Consider the following 20,144-nt stretch of genomic DNA (forward strand, 5'->3'; position numbering starts at 1 on the left):
CGGTCAGCCGTCGCGCCGGATGGTGGCCGAGCGGGCCACGGCCACCATCAGCGCGGCCCAGGCTGCCACCACCGCCAGGCCGGCCGGGGCGGGCAGCGGGTGCGGCAGCCCGGTGGTCAGGCCCAGGAAGGCGAGGACAGCTTCGTGCGGCAGCACCCGGACGAGGCCGGGTGCCAGGCCGCCGAGGGTGGTGGAGACCAGGACCGGCAGCAGGACGAGCGCGCCGATCGAGGTGACGGCGCTGCGGGTGAGCACGGCGAGTCCGAATCCGATCAGGCCGAGCAGGACGTAGGCCAGGATCCGGGCCCCGAGGCCGGCGGCGGTGGCCGACACGCCGCGCTCCAGCAGGTAGCCGGGGGCGGCCACGATGACCGCGAGGGCCACCGTGACCGCCGTGCTCGCCAGCAGCTTCGCGGCGAAGAGGTGGCCGCGGGACGGGACCGCGAGCAGGCTCAGCCGCAGCTGGCCGTGGCGGTACTCGCTGCCGCCGGCGAAGGCCGGGACCGCCACCAGCACGTACGCCGGGACGAGCGCGACCAGGCCGGGCGCGCCGATCGAGACCGAGCCGCCCGCGCCGGTCAGCAGGCCCAGCAGCACGCCGGACGGCAGCGCGACACCGAGGGCGAGCCAGACGGCCGGGAGCGTACGGATCTTGGTGAGCTCCGCGGTCAGCAGGCCGGTCATCGGGCGTCCTGGCGGTACAGCACGATCCCCGTCGCGGTCAGCGTCACGAGAGGCCAGAGCAGCAGCACGATCAGGGCTGGGGCGGGGCCGGACGAGAGGGTGTTCTGGGCCGGGTTCAGCAGCAGGTTGCGGCCCGCGCTGAGCGGCAGCATCGCGTCCAGGGCCGGGGACAGCCGGGCCAGGAGCCGGGTCATGGTCAGCACGGTCAGCACGACGGTCGCGCCGATCCCGGCCAGGGTACCGCGGCCGAGCATCGTGAACGCCAGGCCGACCAGGCCGGTCAGGACCGCGAGGGCCAGGAATCCCGCCTGTCCGCACAGCGCGTCGGCGCTGGTCGCCAGGCCCGGGTCCCAGGCCCGGGTTGCTGCGTACAGGAAAAAGATGCTGATCATGGCGATCAAAACCGCAACCACCGTCAGGAAGCCGGCGGCGGCGATTGTCTTGGCGATCACCAGCCGGCCCCGGTGCGGCACCGCCAGCAGCGTGCGGTCCAGCTGGCGGGAGCGGAACTCCTGGCCGGCGATGAGCGCGGCGAGCACCGGCAGGAAGAGGACCATCTGGAAGGAGCCGGCGACCATCAGGTCGAGCAGCGCACCGCGGGCCGGCTCAGGGTCGCCGGTGAAGATCTCGATCGTGCCCTGCGGGGTGATCGCCGTGACGGCCGCCGTGTTGCTCCCAAGGTTGGCCCGCTGAATCAGCAGATGCAGGGCGAGGATGACCGCGGTGGCGATCCACACCGACCGCATCGTGATGATCTTGGTGAACTCGGCGCGGACGGAAGCGCGGACGGCAGCGAGCGCGCCCATCACGCGATCAGCTCGAAGAACGCCGACTCCAGCGAGTCGTGACCGGCGGTGACCTGCTCCAGGGTGCCGTCGGCGACGATCCGGCCCCGGGCGATGACCACCACGTCGTCGGCGATGTCGGCGGTCTCGCTCATGAGATGGCTGGAGAGCAGCACCGTACGGCCGTCGTCCGCGTACTCCCGCACCAGGGACCGCACCCAGCGGATGCCCTGCGGGTCCAGGCCGTTGACCGGCTCGTCGAGGACCAGGATCTCCGGATCGCCGAGCAGCGCGGCCGCGATGCCCAGCCGCTGGGTCATGCCCAGCGAGTACCGGCCGGCCCGCTGCGTGGCGGCGTCCGCGAGGCCGACCCGGTCGAGCACCTCCCGCACCCGGCCGCGCGGGATCCGGTTGCTCTGCGCGATCCAGGTCAGGTGGTCGATCGCCCGCCGCTCGGGCACCGCCCCGGCGCCGTCGAGCAGGGCGCCGACGGTGCGCAGGGGGAAGCGGAGGTCCCGGTAGCGCCTACCGTGGATCAGCGCGGTGCCGCTGGTCGGGTGGTCGAGTCCGAGCAGCATCCGCAGGGTGGTCGACTTGCCCGCGCCGTTGGGGCCGAGGAAGCCGGTGACGCGGCCCGGTCGTACGGTGAAACCGACGTCGTCGACGGCGACCGTGGCGCCGTAGCCCTTGGTCAGCCCGGTGATCTCGATCATGGCCTCAGCCTGCGTGTCCCGCCGATCCCGGCGCGTCCCCCGGAAGGAGACAGTCACAACAGCCCGGCCTGGTGGGCCAGCACCGCCAGCCGGGTCCGGTCGTGGACGCCGAGCTTGGCGAACATCCGGCGCAGATAGGTCCGCACCGTCTCCACGCTCAGGAACAACTCGTCGGCGATCTCCTGGTTGGACCGGCCACGGGCGACCAGCCGGATCACCTCCAGCTCCCGGGCGGAGAGCACCTGACCGGCGAACGGGTGCCGCCGCACCGGACGCCGTGGCGCGAACTGCTCCAGCAGGCGGGCGGTCACCTCCGGCGCGAGCATCGCGTGGCCCTCATGGACGGTCCGCACCGCCCGCAGCACCTCGGGCGGGGTGACGTTCTTGAGCAGGAAGCCGGACGCGCCGAGGGTGAGCGCCTCGTGGACGTACTCGTCCAGGTCGAAGGTGGTCAACATGATCACCCGGGTCTCGCCGGTGGCGAGGATGCGCCGGGCCGCCGTCAGACCGTCGGTGCCGGGCATCTGCACGTCGAGCAGGGCCACGTCCGGACCGCGCCGGGCGACCAGCCGGGCGGCCTCGTCGCCGTCGGCGGCCTCGCCCGCGAACCGGAAGCCCTCGGTGCGCTCGAAGAGCTTGCGGTAGGCGGCGCGGATCCCGGGGTCGTCGTCCGCGAGGAAGACCGAGATCATCGGTCACCCGCGAGGGGCAAGCTGGCCCGGACCTGGAATCCGCCCTCCGGACGGGCGCCCCAGGTCACGCTGCCGCCGGCCAGCCGGGCCCGCTCCCGCATGCCGGTCAGGCCGAGGCCGCTGCCGGGTGACGCGGGCACCGCTCCCGCCCCGCCGTCGTCGCGGATCAGCACGGTCACCTCGCCCTTCTCTCGTCTCACGTCCACCGCGCAGGTCGTGCCGGGCGCGTGCCGGACCACGTTGTGCAGCGCCTCCTGGACGATCCGGAACAGCGTCGCCGCATGGTCGAACTCGCCGATGTCGACGGTCGTCTCCAGGCGTACCCCGGCGGCGCGCACGGCGGCGAAGAGCGCCGGAAGGTCCTCCGTGCCCGGTGCGGCGCCGTCGGTACGCAGCGTACGGACCAGTCCCTGCACGTCGGCCAGGGCGGTGCGGGCATGGCACTCGACGGCGGTCAGCGTCTCGCGCAACTCGTCCTCCCGGACGTCGGGCAGGCTCAGGACCACCCCGGCCTCGGCCACGATCACGCCGAGCGCGTGCCCGACCACGTCGTGCACGTCGCGGGCCACGGCCAGCTGCACGCGGGCCCGTTCGGCCTCCCGCGCGGCGGCCATCTGCCGGCCCACCGCGAGGCCGAGCAGCCAGGCCGCGCTCAGCGCGGCGACCGCCACCACGAGCCGTTCACCGAGACCATCTTCGGGTACGCCGGTGACCAGCGCCAACGCCCCGAAGAGGCCGACCGGCACGGCGGCGACCAGGCGGGTGCGCGCGGCCCGTTCGACGGCGAGCGGGTAGAGGCACCAGGCGGTGGCGAGCATCGGGTCCTGACAGACGCCGAGCAGCGTGCCGGTTAGAGTGGCGACGCCCGCGACCAGGGTGGCCGTCAGCGGTGCCCGCCGCCGGGCGACCATGGCCGCCCCGGTGGCGAGCGCCAGGACCACCCCGAGCGGCGACCCGGCCCAGAACACGGCGACCACGACGATCGCGGCCACGATGTCCGGCCAGGACGCTCTCATCCGGTTCGTCACGGTCGCACCGTACGCGACGCCGCACACGCAATCGAGCGGGACGAGATGCACAGATGGACTCGCCTGGCCCAGCCTCGGCGTCCATCGGACGACCGGCGGCCGGGGTTGGTGGCTCCACTCGGGGAGAGTTCCCCGCACTGATCCCTTCCTGTCGCAACGCTGGTTGAGCGGGCCCGGGTGCAGGAGCCACCGCGCGCCACGCACCCGGCCCTGCAGACCGGCGACCGCCCTCACTGCCGCCGGAACGTGGAGGTCCGCCGCTCCGCGCGGGCCTGACGGTGCAGCTGCCACCAGAGGTAGGCGCCGACGCCGCCGAAAGCGATAACGATCGCGGCGTGGACGAGCCGGACCCAGCTGTTCAGCAGGCTGGTGGAGTCGTCGGTAGCGCCCAGGACGGTGACCAGCTCGCCCGGGTCCGCCGGGTCCACCCGGATCGCCAGGGTGCGGCTGTACTGCGGGTCGCACCGCTCGCGGTCGTCGCACTCCACCTGAACGCGATAGGCGCCGCCCGCGTACTCGTACGTCAGCCAGACCGTGGAGGACAGCCTCCGCCCTTCCCGGTAGCCGCTCAGGACCGCCTCGACGGCAGCACCTTCCCGGGCGAGGTGCTGCGCCTTGGCCGCCGAGCCGAACTTGACGACGAACACGCCGACGGCCATCGACACGCCCGCGGAGAGCAGGACCAGCGTGAGCGCCGCGACGCCGACGACGAATCGCCACGGTGTCGGCGCCGCGGTGAAGCGGTTCGGCGGGTCATGTCGCGGCATCCGCCCATGATGACAACAGCGATCAATATCCCGCGAGCCGGTGCACCACCTCGCCGTCGACCACCGTGCCGACCACGGGAAGGCTCGCGAGGGTGTCGCCGTCGACGGAGGCCGGATCGTCGGCGAAGACCGTGAGGTCGGCGAGGGCGCCCACCTCCAGCCGTCCCACCCGGGTGTCCCCCATCGCGTCGGCGGCTGCCCGGGTGTAGCCGTGCAGGACATCCTCCCTGGTCAGCCTCAGGTGTCCGTCGAAGACCGGCGCGTCCGGCCGTCCGGGTTCCCTCCGGAGCACGGCCCAGGCCATCCCGATCCGCGGATCGAACTGCGCCACCGGCCAGTCGGACCCGAGCGCCAGCAGAGCGCCGGCGCGCAGCACATCGGCTGCCCGCCAACCCCTCGCGCTGCGCACCCGCCCCAGCCGATGCGCCCATGAGTCCGAATGGTCCTCGTGCCGCCACTGCATGTGCAGCGGCTGCATGGAGACCGCGATCCCCGCCCCGGCCGCCCGCCGCAGATCGTTATCGGTCAGCGTCTCCAGATGTTCGATGCGGTGCGGCGCACCGGCCGGCGTCCGCACCCCGACCGCGAGATAGGCGTCGATGGTCTCACCCACCGCACGATCCCCGATGGCATGCGTGGCGATTTGAAAACCCTTTTTCGCGTACGCCGTGACCACCTCGCGATACCGCGCCGGATCCGGCCAGAAGGAGGCCAGGCCGTCGCCGAGGGTGTCGGGCTCGTAGAGCCAGCCGGTCCCGGTGTCGATCACGCCGTCGTGGAAGAGTTTGATCAGCCCGGTGCGCCACCGCCGTCCGTGCCGGTCGCGCTGGGCGACGATGTCGGCGATCTCGTCGGCCCCGAAGTGCGGCCGGTGGGTCAGCGCGGTCTGCAGCCGGATCGGCAGGCCCTCGGTCCGGTCGATGTCCTCGAAGAGGTCGAGGCTCGCCCGGGTGCCGTCCATCGAGACCGCGCCGGTCAGCCCGGTCGCGGCCATCCGCCGCATGGTGTCCAGCACCGCCGCCCGGGCCTGCTCCCGGCTGACCGGGGGCAGATGGGCGGCGACCAACTGGAAGGCCGACCGTTCCTTGAGCTCCCCGGTCGGCACGCCATGCTCGTCCACGACCACGACCGAGGTGTCGCTGAACTGTTCCCTTCCGGTCACACCGGCCAATTCGAGCGCCCTCGGCGAGGCGATCGCGGTGTGCCCGTCGAAGAACAGCCCGTACACCGGAAGCCCGAAGGTGGCATCGGCGATGTCGCCGCCGCGGATGGCCCGACCCGCGAAGATCGCGTAATCCAGATTCCAGACGTGCAGCCACGAGTCCGGGTGCCGCCGGGCCAGCGCGCGCAGCCGGGCCAGGAAGTCGTCCCAGGTGTGGACGGTTCCGAAGTCGACGGCCCCGGCCAGACCGGCGGCGTGGTGCGGATGGGCGTGCGAGTCGATCAGGCCCGGGGTGAGGGTCCCGCCCCGGCCGTCCAGGTGCTCGGCGCCGGGCGAGACGGCGCGCCGGGCCTCGGCCTCGCCGCCCAGCGCCACGATGACGCCGTCGCGCGCCGCGAGCGCGGTGACGCCGGGCCGGTCGTGGACGCGGACGCGGGTGACGATCAGGTCGCTCACTCGGAGAAGTCGACTTCGGCCGGCGGGCGGGTGAAGAGGCGGGTGGTGACGGCGAGGTAGGCGAGGCCAACGGCGACCCAGACGAAGCCGACGACGAACGTCTCGCCGGTCAGCCCGGTCCAGAGCCAGGCGGTGGAGACGAAGCCCAGGGCCGGGATCAGCACGTTGATGACCAGGGAGCGCGGCGTACGGTCCCGCTCGTCGATCAGGTAGTGCTTGATCACCGCGAGGTTGACCACCGAGAAGGCCACCAGCGCACCGAAGTTGATCATCACGACGGCCTGTTCGAGACTGAGCACCAGCGAGAGCAGGCCGACGACCGAGACCAGGACGAGCGCGACGACCGGGGTCTGCCAGCGCGGGTGCACCCGGCCGAGCGGTGCCGGGAGCAGGCGGTCGCGGCCCATCGCGTACAGGATGCGGGCCACGCTGGCCTGCGAGACCAGGGCCGAGCCGAAGCAGCCGAGCACGTAGACGGCGACGAAGATCCCGCTGAACACCTTGCCGCCGAGCGCGACCATCAGCTCGACCCCGGCCGCGTCGACGTTCTCGAAGTCCGTGGACGGGTGGGCCAGGCTGCCGGACCAGGCCACGACGATGAAGAGCAGGCCGCCGATCAGGGTGGCCAGCATGATGCCGCGGGGCACCGTCCGCCGCGGGTCGCGGGCCTCCTCGGCCATCGTCGAGACCCCGTCGAAGCCCAGGAAGCTGAAGGCCAGGATCGCCGCACCGCCGAGGATCAGCGAGACCTCGGAGGAACCCGGCAGGAACGAGGTCAGGGCGTCACCGGCGGGGGCCGCGCTGTGCCCGAACGCCAGCACCACGAAGATCCCGATGACCACCGCGGTGATGCCCATGACGATCGCGGAGACGCCGCTGAGCACCTTCACGCCCAGGACGTTGAGGACCAGCACGATCAGGAGCAGACCCAGACTGAAGGTCCATCCGGGTACGCCCGGGAACTGCGAGTTCAGGTAGATCCCGGCCAGCAGGAAGCTCACCATCGGCAGGAACAGGTAGTCGAGCATCAGCGTCCAGCCGGAGAGGAAGCCCAGGTGCGGGCCGAAGACGCTGCGGGCGTACCGGTAGGCCGATCCGGCGGCGGGGAAGGCCGCCACCATCCGGCCGTAGCTGTGCGCCGTGAGCAGCATGGCCACGGTCGCCACCACGTACGCGGCCGGCAGATGCCCGTTCGTCTGCTGCTGGACCAGTCCGTAGGTGGTGAACACGGCGACCGGCGACATGTAGGTCAACCCGAACAGGACGAGCGAGGGCAGGCCGAGGACGCGCCGTAGCGATGGGGGTGAGGTCAACGAGACAGACATCCTCGCCGTTCCTTTCGACAGATCCGGTGATCCGAGACACCTTCCGGCCAGGTGCATGCCTGGTCAATCCGTCATTTCACGTACGTCGGACGACGCATGCGCGCAACGGCCCGGCCCTGGCACGCTGCGAGGCCGACCCCCTTTCGATCATGGATGAGGAGATGCCCGTGGACGTGCACAACGCGGCTCAGCTCGTGGTCACCGTGGACTTCGACGCCGAGGAGCTGTGGCTGGCCGAGGACCCGGAGAACGCCCGCCGTCCGGGTGTCCTCTCGCAGGCCCGGTACGGCGTCCAGGTCGCGGTGCCGGCGCTGCTCGCGATGTTCCGGGAGCTCGACGTCCCGGCCACCTTCTTCGTATGCGGCGGGGACGCCGAACGGCACCCGCACGCGGTGGACGCCATCGCGGCGGGCGGCTTCGAGATCGGCCACCACGGTTTCAGCCACCGCTCCCCGCACACCATGACCGCGGAGCAGGAGGAGGCCGAGATCGTCGACGGGCTCACCGCGCTGCACCGGCACACCGACCGGGTCGCCGGGTACCGCTCGCCGTCCTGGGACTTCGGGTCCAGCACGCTCGGGCTGCTCCAGCGGCACGGCTTCGCGTACTCGTCCAACATGATGGACGCGGTGCACCCGTACCGGCACGCGGAGCACGACCTGGTCGAGCTGCCGGTGCACTGGCTGCTCGACGACGCCCCGCACTTCTGGTTCGACACCTCCTCCTGGGACAAGACCATCCGCTCGGCCGGCGAGGTCGCCGCGATCTGGCGCGAGGAGGCCGCGGCGATCTGGGACCTCGGCGGGCTCGTCACGCTGACCATGCACCCGCAGATCATCGGGCGGCCGTCCCGGCTGAGGATGCTGCGCGAGTTCCTCACCTGGGCGCGCGGGCGTTCCGGCCTCGCCCTCTCCACCGCCGGTGACCTGGCTGCGAGCCTGCGATGAGGACCGCACTGGTAACCGGCGCCGCGCGGGGTCTCGGGCTGGCCACCGCGCAACGGCTCGCCGCCGACGGCTGGAACGTCGGCCTCACCGACCGCACCGGGGACGTGCTCGACGCCGCCGCGTCGCTGGGCGCCCTCGGCATCGTCGCCGACGTCACCTCGGACGACGACGTCACCCGGGCCGTCGCGGCCGTCCGGGACCGGTTCGGCGGGCTGGACGCCCTCGTCGCCAACGCCGGCGTCGGCGGACCCTCCACCCCCGTCCTCGACACCCCGGCCCCGGCCGTCGACCACGTGGTCGACGTGAACTTCGGCGGCACGCTGCGCTGCGCCCGGGCCGCGGCACCCCTGCTGCGGGCCGGCGGATCGGGGCGGATCGTCGTGCTCGGGTCCGTCTTCGCCCAGCAACCGGTGCCCGGCGCCGGACCGTACATCGCCTCGAAGGGAGCCGTGATCGGCCTGATGCACGCCCTCGCCCTGGAACTGGCCCCGGACGTCACCGTGAACGCGGTCGCGCCGGGCTACATCATGACCGAGATGCACCGCGAGGAGATGATCTTCCGCGCCGCGGCGGAGGGCACCACGCTGGAGCACCAGATCGAGGCGCACCGCTCCCGGGTACCCCTCGGCCGGCACGGGACACCGGAGGACGTCGCCGCGGCGATCGCGTTCCTGCTCTCCCCGGACGCGGCGTACGTGACCGGCCAGACCCTGAACGTCAACGGCGGGATCCTGGCCTCATGAGTCTGCCGGGTGTCATGAGGTTGCCGGGTGTCATGAGGTTGCTGGTGACCGGAGCCGCGAACGGGATCGGCGCGGCCGTCGTCCGGGAGGCCCTCGATCGAGGCTGGCAGGTCGCCGGACTCGACCGTGTCCCCGCGCGGGACGGCCTGGACGCCGTACTCACCGCCGACCTGGCCGACGAGCGGTCGACGCTCGCGGCGTTCGAGCAGTTGGACGAGGTGTGGCCGGAGGGCCCGACGGCGGTCGTCCACTCCGCGGGCGTCTACCAGGTCCACCCGACACTGGACGACACCACGGAGTCCTGGGACCGGGTCTTCCGGGTGAACGCCCGCGGCTCCTTCCTGGTGGCCCGGGAGTCCGCCCGCCGGATGCGCGACCAGCCCGGCGATCGCTCGATCGTGCTGATGTCGAGTCTCGGTGCGGTCCGCGGCGACGCCCACGAGCCGAGCGCGGCCTACTCGGCGTCCAAGGGCGCGATCGTCTCGCTGACCCGGCAACTCGCGGCCGAGTGGGGCCCATACGGCATCCGCGTGAACGCCGTCTCCCCCGGCGTCATCGCCACCGCCATGACCAGCCTCACCGACGACCCCTCGGCCGCCGCCGCGTTCTTCGAGAGCCGGGTCCCGCTGCGCCGCATCGGCACCGCCGAGGAGGTCGCCCGGGTCTGCCTGTTCCTCGCCTCCGGGGCCGCCACATACGTGAGCGGGGCAATCATCCCGGTCGACGGCGGCACCGCGATCGCCTGACCCCACCCACCCGCCCCCAGCCCAGCGCGCCGGCGTCAGCTCTTGGCTGGCGTCAGCTCTTGGCTGGCGTCCAGGGGTGACCCTGCTGGTCGATGCTGGACCGCACGAGTGGGACGCCGGATCCCGCGGCGAGTGCCCGTCCGAAACACTCGCCGCCCGTGGATCGCCGATTCCGTCGGCCAGGTTTCGGTCGGCCAGGTTTCGGTCGCGGGCCCGCCGGGCGGCGGTGCCCGCAGGCGGTGGGCCGGGCCGTCCAGGGCGCCTCGGCCGGTCCGGCTGGCGATCCGGGGTGCCTCGGCCCCGGTCGGCTGGCGATCCGGGGTGTCTCAGGCCGGTCGGCTGGTGGTCAGGGGTGTCTCGGGCGCCCGAGAGACCCGTGAACGCCAGCCACGCCGGGAAAGCTGGCGCTCACGGGTCACTCAAGCCCGCCGACACACCCCAGAACGCCAGCCACCAAGATCATCACCGCAGTTGATCATGAAATGTTGATCAAGTCCGGCCAGACGGGGCCCACCCCAACCGGGGGAAACCCCCATCCCTAACGGAACAGTGGCAGAAAACGGTGATCTTGGCCCGGGGCCCTGTGGACAAACCCCGGCTGTGGATAACCCCCAACCCGGACCATGACCGAGAACGCCCACCCCGCGACCCCACCGGTGACGATCCCGCCGGAATTGACCAGGGGGTGCCTCGGAGCCGTCGAGACACCCCTGAGCCAGCCAGGAGCAGGCGGCCGACGCTCGTGCACGGTCATGGCGGGTGCTGGCGGGTGCTGGCGGGTGCTGGCGGGTGCCTTCGGCCGGGTGAGGGACCCGTGAGGACCAGCTGAACCGGTGCGGCTGGTGCGCGAGGGCGGGGAGTGGGATGCATAGACTGGGCGTGTGACGACCGGCCCCGACCTCGGTCCCGGGCGGCGGCGGGGCCCGCGCACCGACGTCGACGTCCGCGCCCGGCTGGTGGCGGTGGCCGAGCGGATGTTCGGTGAGCAGGGCCTGGACCCGGTGTCGGCCCGGGCCGTGGCCCGTGAGGCCGGTGTGGCGCCCGGAGCGCTCGCGTACCACTTCCCCGACGGCAAGACCGCCCTGGTCGCCGCGGTCGTCGACCGCCGGATGACCCTCGTCGGCGAGGACATCGGCCGCCGCCTCGGTGCGCTGCTGGAGCGGGACGGCGAGGTCGCGCCGCGGGAACTGGTCGAGGCGGTGCTGCTGCCGGCCGTCGCCCTGATCCAGGCCGATCCGGTGGGCGGCCTGCGCTGGATGCGCATCATCGCGCGGCTGCAACTGGCGGAGGACCCCTCCTGGGTGGCCGCGGTCAGCGGCGGGCCGAAGCTGGACGAGTTGCTCGCCGCGGTGGCGGCGCGGGTGCTGCCGGACCGCGACCGGCATGAGGTGGCCAGCCGGGTCGGCATCGCGGTCTTCTCCGTCCTCGCCCTGCTGGTGAGCCCCGAGCAGGTCGGCGGGGTGCGCGGCGCACCGGGCGCCGGGCTCGACGCCGCCTTCGTGGAACGGCTGGCCGACTTCGCCGCCGCCGGAATCGAGGGCGGCCCTGCGGCGGCCGGGCGACAGGCGTAGGGCGGTCCCTGCGGCGGCCGGGCGACAGGCGTAGGGCGGTCCCTGCGGCGGCCGGGCGACAGGTGCAGAGCGACCGCACGGCGTCCGCACGGCGTCCGCACGGCGGTCGTATAGGGCGCGACCCCCTTCGGCGATCGATGGTGCCCACCCTCGACGTCTGATAATTTGCACACGTGAACAAATTCCTCGAGGCCGCCCGATCCGCGTCCGGGCGGCGGGAGCGCTGGTTCGCGGCCGCCCTGCGGGTCTCCGCGGGGCTGATGCTGCTCTTCGCGGGCATCACCCACCTGACCGTCGCGCGGACCGAGTTCCAGGCTCAGGTGCCGTCGTGGTTCCCCGCCGAACCCGACGCCGTGGTGCTGGTCTCCGGCGTACTGGAGATCCTGATCGGCGGGGCCGTCGTCGTGCTGCGCCGCTGGCGGGCTCTGACCGGCCTGGTGATGACGGCGTTCCTCGTCGCGGTCTTCCCGGGCAACATCGCCCAGTACCTGGACCACGTCGACGGCTTCGGCCTCGACACCGACCGGGCACGCCTGATGCGCCTGGTCGTCGAACCGTTCCTGTGGGCCTGGGCGTTCCTCCCGACGAACGCGTGGCGCCTGGTGCTCGACGTGCTGCGGCCGGCACCGGTCGGGCCGCGATCCTGAGAGGCGCGCCTCAGCCCGACGGCGCGGAGGTACGCCACGGCGGCAACCGGAAGGTCGCGACGGAACCGAACGGCTCCGGGGCGATCGGGCGGTGCCGGCCGTCCTGGATCTGGTAGATCATGTGGGCCTGGCCCATCGACGGGTCCGGGGTGACGTCCGGGTACGACAGCGTCGACTGGCTCGACTCGCCGAAGTAGTAGACGCCGTTGACCCCGCGGTGCGGCCAGTGCCGCAGGTAGCCGACGACCTCGCGGGCGTCGCGTACCCCGGTCGCCGCCCACGCCGCCGCCAGCAGCCGCACCTGGTCGTACGCCGCACCCGCCTGCGACCACCCGGCGTGCCGGCCGAACCGGGCCGCGAACTGGTGCCGGAACCGGCGCCCGAGCACGTCGTCGTACGTCCCGGTGGTGGTCGACCAGATCACCCCGTCGGCGCCGGGGCCGATCGAGTGCTGGAAGTCCGGGATCGACGGGCCGTAGACGCCGTACACCAGTGACTCCAGGCCGCTGCCGAGGAACTCCCGCTGGAAGGCGGTGACCTCCTGGGCGAGGAAGTGCGTCAGCATCACCACCTCGGGGTCGAGGTCCTGCAGCCGGCGTACGACCGCGGGCCAGTCGGCCGCGCCCACCGGCACCCGGATCACCTCGGCCAGCGACCATCCGGCCCGGCCCGCCGTCGCGACGAACCCCTCGGTGGTGACGTGGGTGCTCATGGTGTCCGCCTCGATGCTGACCAGGCGGCGGTTGCGGGGCGCGAGGAGCGATCGCGCCTCCAGCTCGGTCAGCAGCCGGATCAGGCCGGCGCCGTAGTACGTCTCGGAGGCGCAGGTCTGCAGCACGGCGCCGTACTGCTGCGGATCGGACTCGGCGAACCGCACCTGCTCGTCGAAGGTCGCGGTGTGCAGGAACGGACGCCCGTACTCGGCGACCATCGCGATGTCGGCGGCGTCCTGCCCGTTGCCGTAGCTGGTGGTGATCGCGTCCACCTCCGCGCCGAAGAGACCGGCCAGACCGGTCTGCACGCTGTCCCGGCTGAACACGTCGACCTCGGCGGTGACCAGCTCCAGTCGCCGCCCGGCCGCCCCGCCGACGCCGTTGAGCTCCTCCACGGCGAGCGTGGCCCCCCGCAGCACCTCGGCACCGTCCGCCGCCGCGGCCGCCACCGGCAGCAGCACGCCGACCCGCAGCGGCTTCCTGCCCGGGTAGCGCGGCGACACCCGCTTCGGCGGGGTGACCGGACGACCCGACACCGCCGCCTCCAGCTCGACGATCCCGATCGCGGGGGCGTCCTCGGCCGGACCGCCGGGCAGCGGCAGGCAGAGCAGCCCGGTGTCGACCGCCAGCGCCGCCAGGCCGCCCCGGGTCGCCTGGTCCAGCTTGTCGAGGAGGCGTTCGATCTGCGTGGAGACGGTGCGGGCGCTGGTGCCCAGCCGGTCCGCGATGCCGTGGTTGGTCAGCCCCAGCGCCAGCAGCGTGAGCACGTCGACCTCGCGAGCGGTCACGCCGCGCGGCAGATCCGCCTCGGCGGCGCGCACGACGATCCGGTCCCCGCCCTCCCGGATCAGGTGTACGGCGAGCCAGACCGCCCCGTCCCGCCAGAGGAACCGCAGCGAGTCTCGCCCGACAACCGGAAATTTACGGATATAACGGTCGATACCGGCCGGAAGCGACACAGGTAGGGGGTCGTCCCCCAGGACGACCTCGATCTGCCTCCGCGCCATCCCATCCCCCAACGTGCCGAGCGGCACAAAAGTCTAGATCAGGCCCGGCTCCGCGCCGGCCCGGTTCTAGGATCGGCGGTATGGCCGAGCGCGTCCGATTCGCCAGCAGCCGCGGGCCCGCACTGGCCGGTCTCATCGACCCGCCCGCCGAGCCGGTGCGGGGCTGGGGAGTGTTCGCGCACGGCTTCGCGCTCAGCAAGGACTCCCCCGCCGCCTCCCGGACCTGCAAGCAGCTCGCCTCCGAGGGCATCGGCATGCTGCGCTTCGACAACCTGGGGCTCGGCGATTCCGAGGGCGACTGGGGTGACGGCTCCTTCGAGGTGAAGGTCGACGACACCGTCCAGGCCGCCGAGTTCCTGACCGCACGCGGCACACCCCCCGACATCCTGGTCGGCCACTCGCTCGGCGGCGCCGCGGTGATCGCCGCCGCCAACCGGATCCCGAGCGTCCGCGCGGTCGCCACGATCGGCGCCCCGTTCGAGCCCAAGAACGTCGAGCGGCACTACGAGGCGGTCGTCAACCGCGTCCTCGAGGAGGGCCACGCCGAGTGGCTGATCGGCGGTAAGGCGCTGATCCTCAAGCGCAGCCTGGTGGAGGACTTCCGCAAGGCGGAGCTGTACCACCACGTGGTCGCGCTGGGTCTGCCCCTGCTGGTGATGCACTCACCCACCGATGCCACGGTGAGTGTCGAGAACGCCAGCCGCATCTTCCGCACCGCCCGGCACCCGCGCAGCTTCATCGCCCTGGAGGGCTCCGACCACCTGCTGACCACTCCCGGACAACCTCAGCGCGCCGCCCGCGTGATCAGCGCCTGGGCCGACCCGTACCTCGGCGACGCCTGATGGCCGATCGCCATCGCAGCATCGCCGACGGCCACGTCCTGCGGTGCCGGGCCGACGGCCACGTCCTGCTGATGGAGCGCGCGAACACCGGCTCGGCGATCCCCCGCGAGCCGCACAAGTGCGCCCGCCTGGTCTGGGCCGACCCGTCCGCGCCACCCGCCGACACGGTCCCGTACACCGCCGCGGCCCTGGCCCAGATCACCGCGGGCCGGCCCTTCTCCCTCGACGGCTGGGCGGGCCTCCCCACCGGCTCCGCCTGACCCACGGGCGCGGGGAGACCTACGTCTTCCGGCGCCGGCTTCCTCGGGGGTACGCCCGGAGTCAGGCGGTGACACCGTCGCCGGCCACCTCGATGCGGTCCCCCGGGCGACGGCGGAGACTGCGGCCGGAGGGGGCGTGACCACGCACGCAGGTCGCCCGGGAGGGCCGGGCGTCCTGGACGCGCCAGCGGCCAGCCCGGCCCGCAGGGGCCCTCGGCGGGAGCGACGGTCTGTACCCACCACCCCGCTACGACATCCTGATTTTGATCTATCCGCAGGCGGAGCCGTTGAGGGTGAACGCGGTCGGGGCGGTGCTGTTGCCGGTGTGGGTGGCCTGGTAGCCAAGGGTGACCGAGGCGCCGGGCGCGATGGTGCCGTTGTAGGAGACGTTGGTCGCGGTGACCGTTCCCGACGTGGGGCTGTAGGTGGCGTTCCAGCCGTTGGTGATGGTCTGGCCGGTGGGCAGGGTGAAGGCGAGACGCCAGCCGCTGATCGTCGTGGTGCCGGTGTTGGTGATCGTCACGTTGTTGGTCAGGCCGGTGTTCCACGCGCTGATCGCGCTGGTCACCGCGCAGCCGCCGGAGGGCGGGACCGTGGTGGACGTGGTGGACGGCGATGCGGTGGGTGAGGTCGTGGGTGACGTGGTGTCGAGGCCGAAGAAGGAGATGGCCAGCTTCGCCTGACCGGAGAGGGGCAGGGAGTGGCCGACGCCCGCGACGCTGATGCCCTCGACCGGGGCCTGCGTGTCACTGGAACCGTATCGGGTGCGGGTCCAGCCGGACTGCGGCGTGTCGGTGAGGACCGGGGTCTGGCTCACGCCCTGCACGTTCGTCCACTGCTTGATCTCCTCGCCGAAGTTGGCGTAGTAGAGCGTGGTGTCGGCGGTGCCGTGGACGACCTGCATGCGCGGGCGGCGGCCGGTGTATCCGGGGTACGCGGCCCGGACCGCGTCGCCCCACTCCGCCGCGGTCTTGACGACCTGGCCGTTGGCGCAGGCACTGTTCCAGCCGGCCTGGTTCGCCGGATCGGTGGGATCGCCCGCGGTGGCGGCGAAACAGCCGAACGGCACGCCCATGAACGCGGAACCGGCCGCGAAGACGTCCGGGTAGTCGCCGAGCAGGACGTTGGTCATCATCCCGCCGGAGGAGGCGCCGGTGACGAAGGTGCGGTCCACGTCGGTGCCGTAGTTCGCCTGGACGTACTTCACCATCGAGACGATGCCGACCGGGTCACTGTTGCCGTCGTGGGTCAGGGCGCTCGCGGAGGAGTTGTCGTAGCAGTTGCCGGACCGGGTGGTGGACGGGTAGATCACGATGAAGCCGTACGTGTCGGCGAGCGAGGCGAACTCGGTGCCGGAGTAGAACGCGGGCCCGGAGCCGGTGCAGTAGTGCACGGCCACCAGCAGGCCTGGGGAGGCGGCGAGGCGGTCGGGGACGTACAGGTACATCCGCAGGCCGGTCGGGTTGGTGCCGAAGCCGGTGATCTCCTGCAGCGAGGCGGCGGCCGCGGGCGAGGACGGCAGCGCCACGCCGAGGACGATCGCCGCCAGCGCGGCGAACGCGGCCAGAAGTCTCTTCATCAGGGCCCTCCTCGAAGATTGAATCTCATCGATCGGAACATAGCCCCGGCTTCCGGAAATCTCAACGTGCCGTTTACGTTGGTCACGCTCCCAGTCATCCCATGTATAGGGATTTAAGGGTATCGAATGCCCCAGACTGCCTCGTTTTGTTTCCGGAAGTTTCGGAGAGGACGACGCTGTCTCGCGGACGGCTACATCGCGGCCCTCCGGACGGAAGATTCAGCCGAACGGCCCATGCGCGCACGGTTCCGTCACCCGTGGGCGCCGGCCGTGGTCAACCTGGAGGGGTCCGCCACCACCGACGCGAAAGGCCGGACCATGAAGACGAAAGCCGGGCTCGGCCTGGTCGCCGGAGCGACCTTCGGCACCTGGGCACTCCAGGTCGCACCCACCGGCGCGGACGAACCCGCCGACGCCGGGATGACGATCGGCGACCGGGTGCTCCTGCCGCCCGAGACGCCGGCGGTCACCGGGCCCGAGCCTCAGCCGCGCGGCGCCACCAGCAACGGCTGACCGACCAGGGCGACCAGGCCCCGCTCGTCGGAGATCTCACCCTGGGCCACCCCGGTGCCGTGCGGCGTGATCGTGGTCCGGCCGGCCAGGTGCAGCCACTCCCCCTCCGGCGGCCGCGCGATCGTCAGCGTCACCGTCGGCGGGATGAAGAACCACTCGGTGAACGGCAGCTCCGCCGACACCCCGTTGGTGGAGTCCGCCAGGACGGCCAGGTGCTGGACCGTCGACGGCCCCTCCCCGACCGTTTTCTCTCCCGCCACCAGGGGCAGCCGGACCCGCGCCCAGAGGCTGACCGGGCCGGGTTCCGCGTACGACCCCTCGACGAACCGCCACTCCAGCGCCCGGCCGTACCCCCACGACGGGCTGACCCCGGGGATCACGACCGGCGGCTGCGCGTCCGGCAGCGGCGGGGGCGTCGCGGTGCTCGCCTGCCCCGCGGTCGCCTCCCGGTCGCTCTTGATCCGCCACGCCGTCGCGGTGACCGCGACCTTCCCGTTCACCGAGAGCGCCGCCTCGACCATCTCGATCCGCCGGCCCGGCCGCACGATCCGCGCCTCGGTCCGCACCCGGCCCTGCGGGATGGCCCCGTGGAAGTCGGCGGTCAGCCGGGCGATCGGCATCCCGGGATCGGGCCGGGTCAGCTCCACCGCCCGGGCGAGCAACCCGGTGGGCGGCCCACCGTGCTGCATCTCCTCGTCCCACGGGCTCGCGGTCGCCGGGGTGGACTCGAACTCCCCGTCCCCGACCGGCAGATAGAACGCCTCCGGCTCGTCAGTCACGCCAGTGACGGTACCGCCCCGGCACCGCGCCCGGGGTACACGAAAGGCCGGTGGCCCGTCCGCCCGGACCAGCACCGGCCTTTCGAGAGCGATGCGCGATGACGCCTACCCGCCGGATCCTTCTCCGCCGCGGCCCGTCACGCTTCCGGTTGCAATCATGATGTACGCCCTCGATAACGTTTGCTTCTGCCGCAGCGAGGTTATCAAGATTTACTGCCATTCCGCGCGAAGATCCCATTCATAGCGGGTCTGCACGGCCGGATCCTCCGCCTGCCAGCAGACGACGAGATTGCCATTCGCGTCCCACTCGTCGTCACGCATGGTGCCCAGGCGATTGCGCTCGCGCACCACGAATGCTTTCGCCCGTGGATGGATCACGAACCGAACGGTGAATCGGCGGATCGGGAAAGTGCGCAGATCGTACCGCAGATTGTCGATACCGACTTCACGAAGGGGATTCCAGATCCCGTTCGGCACCGCATAGCCGAGTTCCCAGCGGAGCACCGGAACGAAGACGGGCGGCATGAAGATCACCGCGCCCCGGCCGGTGATGTCCAACGGCAGCCAGTCCGCCTTGATGTCCTGATCGTGCACGGTCAGCTCCGGAACGACCGAGACCTCCTCGGTGTCCGACCCCACGTACGCCGAGATCAAGGTGAGCTTCCGGTAACCGATGGCGTGCGCGTGCCGGCGCCGGGTCACCCGGTGCTCGACGACCCGGTCGCCCTCGGCCCCGAGCCCGACGTGGATGACGAGTTCGAGGTCCTCGTCGAAGGCCTCCGACCCGGGTCGCACGGCCTCCGGTCGATTCAGAGCGGAGTGACCCCGGCTCGCCGGCGGTCTCGCCGACCGGCCGGTGTGTACCCCGGCGACGACGATCAGCGCGATCAGCACCACGACCACGGACGTGGTGCGGAACCCGACGCTGGCGCCGACGATCAGCATCAGGTTGAGGGCCGCCACGGTCCCCGCGGTGGCCCAGGTCGGCGCCGACGCGGCCCCGGCGAGTCGCCGGACCTTCTCCCGGAACGCGTCCGACGTGACCATCACGCCAGACTCATCCGCTTGAGCCGCAGGTTCCAGCCGATCGGCTCCATGGCCTGCGCGATGGTCTCGGCGGCGACGGAGAACTCGTACTCCCGCATCGAGGCCAGGCCGTTCGGCTTCTCCCGGAAGGTGACCCCGGGCGGCAATCCCTGCGGTACGAGCGTCCCCACCCCGTTCGGCACCCGGAAGACGAAGACCGCGGACCCGACCGGGCTGCGGCGGTCACCGTCCTCGTCCAGGCCGACCGCCGGCGGCAGCCATTCGAAGTACTGGACGTGCGCGGACTGGCGCAGCGGATCCCAGTACCCCGGCGCACGGTAGCTCGCCATCCAGGTCACCTCGTGGTGCGGCGGCGCGAAGGTGATCAGCGCCCGGGGGACGGACTTGCCGTCCAGCTTCACCACCTTGACCTGCTGCGGCTCCCCCGTGCTGGCCGGCGGCCGGGTCACGTGCAGGTCGATGTCCTCCCAGCCGAGCTGGTGGTCCCGCCCACGGTTGAACGCCTCGAACAGACACCAGTAGACGCGTTCGGCGAGATACGGCCTCGTGGTGTGGATCTCCTCGACGGTGTCGTCACCCTTGCTCTCGCCGATGTCGAAGATGATCCGCCAGTCCTCGGAGTAGGGCCGATAGGTGCCGAGCGTTCCACCCAGCACGCGTCGAGTGTTGTCCGCGTCCTTCACCTGGCCGAGGAGGTCATCGTGGGGCACGGCGGCCCCGCCCGTGCGCCGCCCGATCTGATACGCCAGGGGCAGCGCCGCGGCGAAGATGATGAACGCCGCGATCACGAGGCCCTCGGTGGTCGCCCGGCCGGCCGTCAGGATCTGGATGCCGTTCGCGACCGTTCCGATGAGCGCGCCCACCCAGTAGACGCCGAGCAGCGCCGATCGCCAGTCCTTGAGGAACCGGCCGGTCCATCTCATTCCCCGGCCCGTCCCTGCCGGGCGGCGTCTGTCGCGTCACGGCTCCGCCCGTCGTCCGTGTGAAGCGAAACACCTTCAAGAGCTGCCATCATTATGGAGTCTAAAAAGACCGGAAAACGCGCACCGATCTGCCGCGCTCCTCGTTCCGGGTCGCCCGTCCGGAGCGGTTCACCCGCCTTTCGGCGGAACCTCCGCTGGTCATTTCCTTGATCGGG

General features: G+C 72.0%; 20 protein-coding genes and 1 pseudogene. 8 read left to right on the plus strand and 13 right to left on the minus strand.

Features of this window, described 5'->3' with window-relative positions:
• Positions 1 to 3: 3 nt before the first annotated feature.
• The 8 genes and pseudogenes from AB0M08_RS18995 to AB0M08_RS19030 form a co-directional block, all read right to left on the minus strand.
• Positions 4 to 684: a hypothetical protein gene (locus tag AB0M08_RS18995; RefSeq protein WP_364494547.1), complete on the minus strand. Its 681-nt coding sequence runs from the start codon at positions 682 to 684 to the stop codon at positions 4 to 6.
• Positions 681 to 1,490, minus strand: a complete 810-nt coding sequence (locus AB0M08_RS19000) for a hypothetical protein (RefSeq protein WP_364494550.1) — start codon at positions 1,488 to 1,490, stop codon at positions 681 to 683. The genes AB0M08_RS18995 and AB0M08_RS19000 overlap by 4 nt, the downstream gene beginning before the upstream one ends.
• 68 nt (positions 1,491 to 1,558) lie before the next feature.
• Positions 1,559 to 2,182, minus strand: a pseudogene (locus tag AB0M08_RS19005) (ATP-binding cassette domain-containing protein); the annotation flags it as partial.
• Between the two features lie 53 nt (positions 2,183 to 2,235).
• Positions 2,236 to 2,874, minus strand: a complete 639-nt coding sequence (locus tag AB0M08_RS19010) for a response regulator transcription factor (protein ID WP_364494552.1) — start codon at positions 2,872 to 2,874, stop codon at positions 2,236 to 2,238.
• A complete protein-coding gene (locus tag AB0M08_RS19015; RefSeq protein WP_364494555.1) occupies positions 2,871 to 3,902 on the minus strand; it encodes a sensor histidine kinase in 1,032 nt (343 codons plus the stop codon). Before AB0M08_RS19015 ends, AB0M08_RS19010 begins: the two co-directional genes overlap by 4 nt.
• Before the next feature lie 230 nt (positions 3,903 to 4,132).
• Positions 4,133 to 4,669, minus strand: coding sequence for a DUF3592 domain-containing protein (locus AB0M08_RS19020; RefSeq protein WP_364494557.1), 537 nt, complete (start codon positions 4,667 to 4,669; stop codon positions 4,133 to 4,135).
• A 22-nt stretch (positions 4,670 to 4,691) separates the two neighbouring features.
• Positions 4,692 to 6,287, minus strand: coding sequence for an amidohydrolase family protein (locus tag AB0M08_RS19025; protein ID WP_364494560.1), 1,596 nt, complete (start codon positions 6,285 to 6,287; stop codon positions 4,692 to 4,694).
• Positions 6,284 to 7,612 (minus strand): APC family permease, encoded by a 1,329-nt coding sequence (locus tag AB0M08_RS19030; protein WP_364494563.1) that lies wholly within the window; start codon positions 7,610 to 7,612, stop codon positions 6,284 to 6,286. Before AB0M08_RS19030 ends, AB0M08_RS19025 begins: the two co-directional genes overlap by 4 nt.
• A gap of 149 nt (positions 7,613 to 7,761) precedes the next feature.
• On the opposite strand from AB0M08_RS19030, the gene AB0M08_RS19035 reads away from it, so the two are divergent.
• The 5 genes from AB0M08_RS19035 (at position 7,762) to AB0M08_RS19055 (ending at position 12,266) form a co-directional block, all read left to right on the plus strand.
• Entirely contained in the window at positions 7,762 to 8,559 is a 798-nt protein-coding gene (locus AB0M08_RS19035; protein ID WP_364494566.1) for a polysaccharide deacetylase, read from the plus strand.
• Complete coding sequence (locus AB0M08_RS19040) at positions 8,556 to 9,302, plus strand: SDR family oxidoreductase (RefSeq protein ID WP_364494569.1); 747 nt, start codon at positions 8,556 to 8,558, stop codon at positions 9,300 to 9,302. Before AB0M08_RS19035 ends, AB0M08_RS19040 begins: the two co-directional genes overlap by 4 nt.
• Positions 9,303 to 9,334: 32 nt before the next feature.
• Entirely contained in the window at positions 9,335 to 10,048 is a 714-nt protein-coding gene (locus AB0M08_RS19045) for an SDR family NAD(P)-dependent oxidoreductase (RefSeq protein WP_364494572.1), read from the plus strand.
• A gap of 881 nt (positions 10,049 to 10,929) precedes the next feature.
• Entirely contained in the window at positions 10,930 to 11,619 is a 690-nt protein-coding gene (locus AB0M08_RS19050) for a TetR/AcrR family transcriptional regulator (protein WP_364494574.1), read from the plus strand.
• A gap of 173 nt (positions 11,620 to 11,792) precedes the next feature.
• The gene (locus AB0M08_RS19055; RefSeq protein ID WP_364494577.1) at positions 11,793 to 12,266 is read left to right on the plus strand and encodes a hypothetical protein; all 474 of its coding nucleotides are present in this window, start codon (positions 11,793 to 11,795) and stop codon (positions 12,264 to 12,266) included.
• Positions 12,267 to 12,276: 10 nt separating this feature from the next.
• Here the strand turns inward: AB0M08_RS19055 and AB0M08_RS19060 are convergent, their stop codons facing one another.
• On the minus strand, positions 12,277 to 13,986 hold the full coding sequence (locus AB0M08_RS19060) for an ABC transporter substrate-binding protein (RefSeq protein WP_364494579.1): 1,710 nt from the start codon (positions 13,984 to 13,986) through the stop codon (positions 12,277 to 12,279).
• A gap of 80 nt (positions 13,987 to 14,066) precedes the next feature.
• On the opposite strand from AB0M08_RS19060, the gene AB0M08_RS19065 reads away from it, so the two are divergent.
• Together AB0M08_RS19065 and AB0M08_RS19070 are read left to right on the plus strand one after the other, a co-directional pair.
• Positions 14,067 to 14,828 carry an alpha/beta fold hydrolase gene (locus tag AB0M08_RS19065; RefSeq protein ID WP_364494582.1) on the plus strand — a complete coding sequence of 254 codons (762 nt, stop codon included), beginning with the start codon at positions 14,067 to 14,069 and terminating at the stop codon, positions 14,826 to 14,828.
• Entirely contained in the window at positions 14,828 to 15,088 is a 261-nt protein-coding gene (locus AB0M08_RS19070) for a hypothetical protein (RefSeq protein WP_364494585.1), read from the plus strand. The genes AB0M08_RS19065 and AB0M08_RS19070 overlap by 1 nt, the downstream gene beginning before the upstream one ends.
• Before the next feature lie 268 nt (positions 15,089 to 15,356).
• Here the strand turns inward: AB0M08_RS19070 and AB0M08_RS19075 are convergent, their stop codons facing one another.
• Positions 15,357 to 16,667 (minus strand): PHB depolymerase family esterase, encoded by a 1,311-nt coding sequence (locus AB0M08_RS19075; protein WP_364494587.1) that lies wholly within the window; start codon positions 16,665 to 16,667, stop codon positions 15,357 to 15,359.
• A 234-nt stretch (positions 16,668 to 16,901) separates the two neighbouring features.
• On the opposite strand from AB0M08_RS19075, the gene AB0M08_RS19080 reads away from it, so the two are divergent.
• Positions 16,902 to 17,180: a hypothetical protein gene (locus AB0M08_RS19080; protein WP_364494589.1), complete on the plus strand. Its 279-nt coding sequence runs from the start codon at positions 16,902 to 16,904 to the stop codon at positions 17,178 to 17,180.
• On the opposite strand, the gene AB0M08_RS19085 is transcribed toward AB0M08_RS19080, so the two are convergent.
• The 3 genes from AB0M08_RS19085 to AB0M08_RS19095 form a co-directional block, all read right to left on the minus strand.
• Positions 17,150 to 17,959 carry a thioesterase family protein gene (locus AB0M08_RS19085; protein WP_364494592.1) on the minus strand — a complete coding sequence of 270 codons (810 nt, stop codon included), beginning with the start codon at positions 17,957 to 17,959 and terminating at the stop codon, positions 17,150 to 17,152. The genes AB0M08_RS19080 and AB0M08_RS19085 overlap by 31 nt on opposite strands.
• Before the next feature lie 210 nt (positions 17,960 to 18,169).
• On the minus strand, positions 18,170 to 19,009 hold the full coding sequence (locus AB0M08_RS19090; RefSeq protein ID WP_364494595.1) for a hypothetical protein: 840 nt from the start codon (positions 19,007 to 19,009) through the stop codon (positions 18,170 to 18,172).
• Entirely contained in the window at positions 19,006 to 19,929 is a 924-nt protein-coding gene (locus tag AB0M08_RS19095; protein ID WP_364494598.1) for a hypothetical protein, read from the minus strand. Before AB0M08_RS19095 ends, AB0M08_RS19090 begins: the two co-directional genes overlap by 4 nt.
• Positions 19,930 to 20,144: the final 215 nt, after the last annotated feature.

Origin of the sequence: Actinoplanes sp. NPDC051851, assembly GCF_040681165.1 — a bacterium.
Lineage (GTDB): Bacteria > Actinomycetota > Actinomycetes > Mycobacteriales > Micromonosporaceae > Actinoplanes.